The 5,330-nt window shown below is 43.1% G+C and carries 2 protein-coding genes, 2 tRNA genes and 4 pseudogenes; 3 read left to right on the forward strand and 5 right to left on the reverse strand.

Annotated features, from left to right (window positions below; translation table 11 throughout):
* Window positions 1-636: 636 nt before the first annotated feature.
* The 3 genes and pseudogenes from DES54_RS18155 to DES54_RS18160 all read right to left on the reverse strand — a co-directional run.
* Window positions 637-1,208, reverse strand: a pseudogene (locus DES54_RS18155) (integrase core domain-containing protein); the annotation flags it as partial.
* Between the two features lie 42 nt (window positions 1,209-1,250).
* Window positions 1,251-1,406: pseudogene (locus tag DES54_RS18725) on the reverse strand (Arm DNA-binding domain-containing protein); the annotation flags it as partial.
* Between the two features lie 161 nt (window positions 1,407-1,567).
* Window positions 1,568-1,643 (reverse strand) — tRNA-Asn (locus DES54_RS18160).
* 379 nt (window positions 1,644-2,022) lie between these two features.
* Here DES54_RS18160 and DES54_RS18165 point away from each other — a divergent pair.
* Together DES54_RS18165 and DES54_RS18170 are read left to right on the forward strand one after the other, a co-directional pair.
* Window positions 2,023-2,289, forward strand: a pseudogene (locus DES54_RS18165) (LysR family transcriptional regulator); the annotation flags it as partial.
* A 281-nt stretch (window positions 2,290-2,570) separates the two neighbouring features.
* Entirely contained in the window at window positions 2,571-2,837 is a 267-nt protein-coding gene (locus DES54_RS18170) for a sigma-S stabilization anti-adapter protein IraP (protein ID WP_113869754.1), read from the forward strand.
* 178 nt (window positions 2,838-3,015) lie between these two features.
* Here DES54_RS18170 and cycA read toward each other — a convergent pair whose 3' ends face one another.
* Complete coding sequence (cycA, locus tag DES54_RS18175; RefSeq protein ID WP_113869756.1) at window positions 3,016-4,422, reverse strand: D-serine/D-alanine/glycine transporter; 1,407 nt, start codon at window positions 4,420-4,422, stop codon at window positions 3,016-3,018.
* A 323-nt stretch (window positions 4,423-4,745) separates the two neighbouring features.
* Here cycA and DES54_RS18180 point away from each other — a divergent pair.
* Window positions 4,746-4,821: transfer RNA gene (locus tag DES54_RS18180), tRNA-Lys, on the forward strand.
* Between the two features lie 14 nt (window positions 4,822-4,835).
* Here DES54_RS18180 and DES54_RS18185 read toward each other — a convergent pair.
* Window positions 4,836-5,231 (reverse strand): annotated as a pseudogene (locus DES54_RS18185) (site-specific integrase); the annotation flags it as partial.
* Between the last annotated feature and the right edge of the window lie 99 nt (window positions 5,232-5,330).

Here is a 5,330-nt window from a genome sequence, read left to right on the forward strand (position 1 = left end):
CGGTTGGCAATGAGCCGTTTTATTATCGAGTTCGGTGACCGCCTGAGCGATCACCTTTAATACGGTGGCAGTTACACAGAATTATTTACAGGGTCGGCTGCAGTGAATAATGCTACACCTAAGCCAATGCTGCCTTGTGTCGTTTGCAAGTCTTTCGCCATGGAAGGTAACAGTCCTGCCAACACATAGGCATCCAGCCCAAGAGCAAACGTCCCTATGACCAGCGGCCAGAGTCGCCAGAGGTTTCCATTAGTCATATTTATCCTATGTTAAAATTTAACATTTCTGCCAATAACAACATTTCAAATGTTCCATATTTATCGAACATTTAAAATGTTGTTCCTGAACACCTTCATCGTCAATAAGGAAATGATGCTATTTTTTGACATAAATCAAATTTATTCCTTAATAAAGGGCCGAATCAACTTTAAGAATTGCTACCTCCTCCATAGTTTTTCGATGGTTATAACTGAGTTTTGCTCGGAAAATGTAACTGAGAGAAATCACGCTTTTTAAACGCTCAAATTGAGATTATAAGCTCTTGAATAGAGATGATGACCAGCTCCCCATTGATCAAGACACCGCGATATAAGTTATGTTTTGTGAACTTTTGCTTCTCGTGTAAAGACACCCGTTTTAGTTCCATGCACTTTTTGAGGTTCCGGCGCAATCACCCATCATCCGGTACTCTTCCGTCGTCAGATTATTCAGGGACTCATGCGGGCGCTTATAGTTATATTCCCTCAGCCATTTTTCTGTGAGTTCCCGCACCTCATTCAGCGTCCTGAACAAATAAAAATCCAGTATTTCTGTTCGGTAAGTCCGGTTAAAACGTTCAATAAATGCATTCTGCGTTGGCTTTCCGGGCTTAATAAACTCCAGCTCCACGTTCCGGCTTTCTGCCCATTCGTCCAGAGCCAGAGAGATAAATTCCGGCCCGTTATCCATCCGTAGCTTATGTGGACAGCCCCGGTCTGCAACAATACGATCCAGTACCCTTATCACCCGCTGTGCCGGTATATTCAGGTCGATTTCAATCGCCAACGCTTCGCGGTTATAGTCATCCACAACGTTAAAGGTGCGGAAACGGCGGCCACAGGTCAGTGCATCATGCATAAAATCCACCGACCAGCTGTGATTCAGCGCCTGCGGAACAGCCAGTGGTGATGATAACGTGCCGGAAGCCGCTGTTTTCCTTTACGGCGCCAGCAGCTTGCGTATGCCAGAGAAACATCGGGATAAGCTCCTAAGCCAAGCCGGGATTCTTTACCATTGATACGATATTTGAGATACCAGAGACGTGAACCGCCTGGATTTACTAAGAGGTACAGCCCGTGTAAATCGGAAACTTTGAAAGGTTTTTCAGAAGGCTTGAGACTGCGGATTTTAGTGTCGTTCAGATACATATGGTGGTCACTCCATAATCGAACTGAAATGACCCCAAATCAGACCACCAATCTTGCCCGATGCGGAGGGGGAAATGAAAATGCATCGGGAAGACTTTTCACACTAACTTATTGAATCTAAATCGTATAAAGATTCGTGAAGATGCATGAAAACATCAATCTGGCTCCTCTGACTGGACTCGAACCAGTGACATACGGATTAACAGTCCGCCGTTCTACCGACTGAACTACAGAGGAATCGGTTAACTGCGGGGGATAATAGCGGGAGCACTTCACCTTGTCAAAGAGAGTTATGCGTTATGGGGACTGATTGCCGAAGTAATAATCAACACATTGAAATTACTATGCAAGTTAGTGATGCTGAAATTTGAAAGACAGCCATCCAGTATAGTCTGTCTGCACCTTGAAATAGCAAAGATTGCATTAACGTGGTGCATAATCAGGGTGGGGAAGGGCTGAATTATTCACCGCCAGCCAACCTGATTTGACCTGTGAACCATTTGTTTTCCTTATTTTACCTGTGGCTTATCAAGTGACTCTCTCTTTTCATTGCAATAAGCACAAAATATGGCGCGGTTCTTGCTACTTCTTCAGTGTAACTACTCAGGAGGCAGAAATGAATCTTAGACGGCTCAAATACTTTGTGAAGATCGTTGATATAGGTAGCCTGACACAGGCTGCCGAGTTGTTGCACATTGCGCAACCAGCGCTGAGCCAGCAGGTCGCTACGCTGGAAAGTGAGCTTGAAAAGCAATTACTGGTACGCAGCCGACGTGGAGTTACACCCACAGAAGCGGGGAAAATTCTTTATTCGCATGCACAAACCATTTTGTCTCAGTGCGAACAGGCGAAAAGTGCAGTTAATGGGGTGAGGCAATCTGTAAACGTATAGATTTTAGATAGCCAGCCATTTAGTCAATGACTGGCTATCTGAATTAAAAGAGCCTTTTATTTTTTTTGAAATCATGTATTCGTTTATCTCCTATTTAATCTTTATCATCATAATATGTATATGATGAACTCAAAGTTGTGATATGTGCTGGCAGTGTGACTCGTTCCAGTGTTACATTAATCTTCGTTATGTTTCCACAGCCTCTATATGCCAATATTTTGTCGGTGTATTGTGGCATATATAGCGATGATTTCTTTGATTAAGGAGTTCAAATGAATAATATTCTCTCTCATCTTTTAATAAAATTGGCAGAAAAAGAGATCGGGGAAAAAGAACTTCATGCCAAAATTAAGTCATTGGAAATATTGGTATCTGCGATTATCTCAACATTGGATGACAGCAAGCTGAATACGCTGGCGAACAGGATAGAACGTGAGTTGGCGGAAGAGACGAAACGGACTGGGGAGTGCGAGTGCTTAGCTAACGAACTATTAATGCGTAATATTAATTTAATTACTACTCACTCATTACGAGAATGATTTTATGGTAGCGTCAGGTTGACTATATCATTCATCACTTCATTATTTGTTTGATATTTATTGATAAAAGTTTCTTCATTAGTGAGAAAAGGATGTTCCGATGAAAAGTATACTCAAAAAAGAAAGACGCTGATTATTAGTCAGCGCCTCTATTGAATAATACTTATTTCCGCTTATTTTATACTTTTTGCTTTTTTTTACGAATAACCTGATAGGTTATTGCCAGAATAATAAACCATAGTGGCGTGACCAGCAGTGCTTGCAGCGTATCGGGTTGCAGGGTAAGCAAGACGATCACGAAAGCAAAAAAAGCGAGACAAACCCAGCACATGAATATCCCCCATGGCATTTTATATTGCGAGCTGGCGTGTAACTGAGGCCGTCTTTTACGGTATGCCAGATAAGCGCTGAGTATGATGCTCCAGATAAACATGAATAAAATAGCAGAAACGGTCGTGACCAAAGTAAAGATGGTCATTACATTCGGGATCAAATAAATCAGCACGACCCCGGAAAGCAGGCAGATGCAAGAAAACATCAAGCCAGCAGAAGGCACCGCGCGTTTAGACAGCATGGCAAAACGTTTCGGCGAGTCCCCTTGTTTTGCCAATCCAAAAAGCATCCGGCTAGTGGAAAATACGCCACTATTGGCTGATGATGCCGCAGAAGTCAGTACCACAAAGTTGATTACACTAGCGGCAGCAGGTAAACCGACCAAGATAAACATCTCTACGAATGGGCTACGATCGGGCGCAATCGCACGCCAGGGTGTGACCGTCATGATCATTACCAACGCAAAAACATAAAACATGATGATGCGCAGTGGAATCGCGTTGATGGCCCTGGGCAATACGACGCGTGGGTTTTTGGTTTCCGCCGCGGTAGTGCCTACCAGTTCAATACCGACGAAGGCAAATACAGCTATCTGAAATCCGGCGAAAAATCCGCTCAGCCCTTTCGGGAACATTCCACCGTCATTCCATAGATTATTAAATGAAGCGATGGAACCCGAAGGAGAAGGAAAGTTTATCATTACCAACACGACGCCAATAATAATCAGGGCAATGATGGCAACGATTTTTATCATGGCAAACCAAAATTCCATCTCACCAAACAATTTGACTGTCGCCAGATTCAAGGTGAGCAGTAAGAGTACGCAAAGCAGGGAAGATATCCACTGTGAGAGGTCTGGGAACCAGAACTGGGCATAGGCGCTGATTGCTACGACATCCGCGATACCTGTGACTATCCAGCAGAACCAGTATGTCCAGCCAGTAAAAAAGCCAGCCCAAGGGCCAAGCAAATCAGCGGCAAAATCACTGAATGATTTATAATTCAGGTCAGACAGCAGCAGTTCACCCATAGCTCGCATGACAAAAAACAGCATGAAGCCAATGATCATGTAAACGAATATGATTGAAGGGCCGGCGAGACTGATGGTTTTCCCCGAACCCATGAATAACCCCGTACCGATGGCTCCACCAATGGCAATCAACTGAATGTGCCGGTTGGTCAGGTTGCGTTTTAGCCCTTCATCTTCGGTTGTGACAGCTAGGTCTGTCACTTCTTTTGTTTGGTCTACCATTTAATACAATTCCTTTTTTATCTGTGATGTTGTGAGCTCTTGAGTGGCTCTTATTGAAGAGTGTTGAAGTGGATAAGATGGCGTCATACGCACTCATTATAGCGAGTGACCAGCATAGATAGCGTTAATCATTGTACGATGTATTTTTGTCTATTTTTTGCTCTGAATAAATGGCATATATAAGGCAGGAGTAGATGTATTCGTTGTGTAGGTTAGCAAAATTGCACATTGCTCACAACGCAATTTGTGATGATGAGAAATAAGAAAAAATCAATATGAACTATTTGACAGTTGCCACCAAGAAGAGAATAATCCACCCCGTTGGGTCGTTAGCTCAGTTGGTAGAGCAGTTGACTCTTAATCAATTGGTCGTAGGTTCGAGCCCTACACGACCCACCAACAAATACAAGCATTTACATCGCATTCTTTATTCCCCTTCTTTCTTCTTGTGCCATATTTGTGCCATTACGCTCAAATATGCAGTCTATTTGTTTCGCGTGCTGAGTTAAGTGAACTGGCGAAAGATGTGCATATCTTCTGACCATTTCTATTGACTCCCAGCCCCCCATTTCTTGCAATGCTGACAAAGGTACGCCGGACTGAACTAACCAACTCGCCCATGTATGCCTTAAGTCATGGAATCGAAAGTTTTCTATTCCGGCTCTTTTTAATGCAGAGTTCCAAGCTTTATTAGAATCAACTCTTAATTTACTTACCTCATTATTTTTAATATTCCGTTTAACAAATACCCAACGATGGTGATTTCCGATCTGCGCTCTAAGAACATTACACGCCGTTTCATTTAGAGCTTGTAGTGGAATACTGAATTTGGCCACCTGAACAGAGGTGATATGCTCACCTCAGAACAACACAGGTGCTCCAATGAAAAAAAGAAATTTTAGTGCAGA

This window comes from Brenneria salicis ATCC 15712 = DSM 30166 (assembly GCF_003315515.1).
Lineage (GTDB): Bacteria > Pseudomonadota > Gammaproteobacteria > Enterobacterales > Enterobacteriaceae > Brenneria > Brenneria salicis.

Bases quoted from the DNA above. Each gene is read 5' to 3' on its own strand.
- cycA (WP_113869756.1), bottom strand. From the start codon at position 4,422: ATGGTAGACCAAACAAAAGAAGTGACAGACCTAGCTGTCACAACCGAA.
- DES54_RS18170 (WP_113869754.1), top strand. From the start codon at position 2,571: ATGAATAATATTCTCTCTCATCTTTTAATAAAATTGGCAGAAAAAGAG.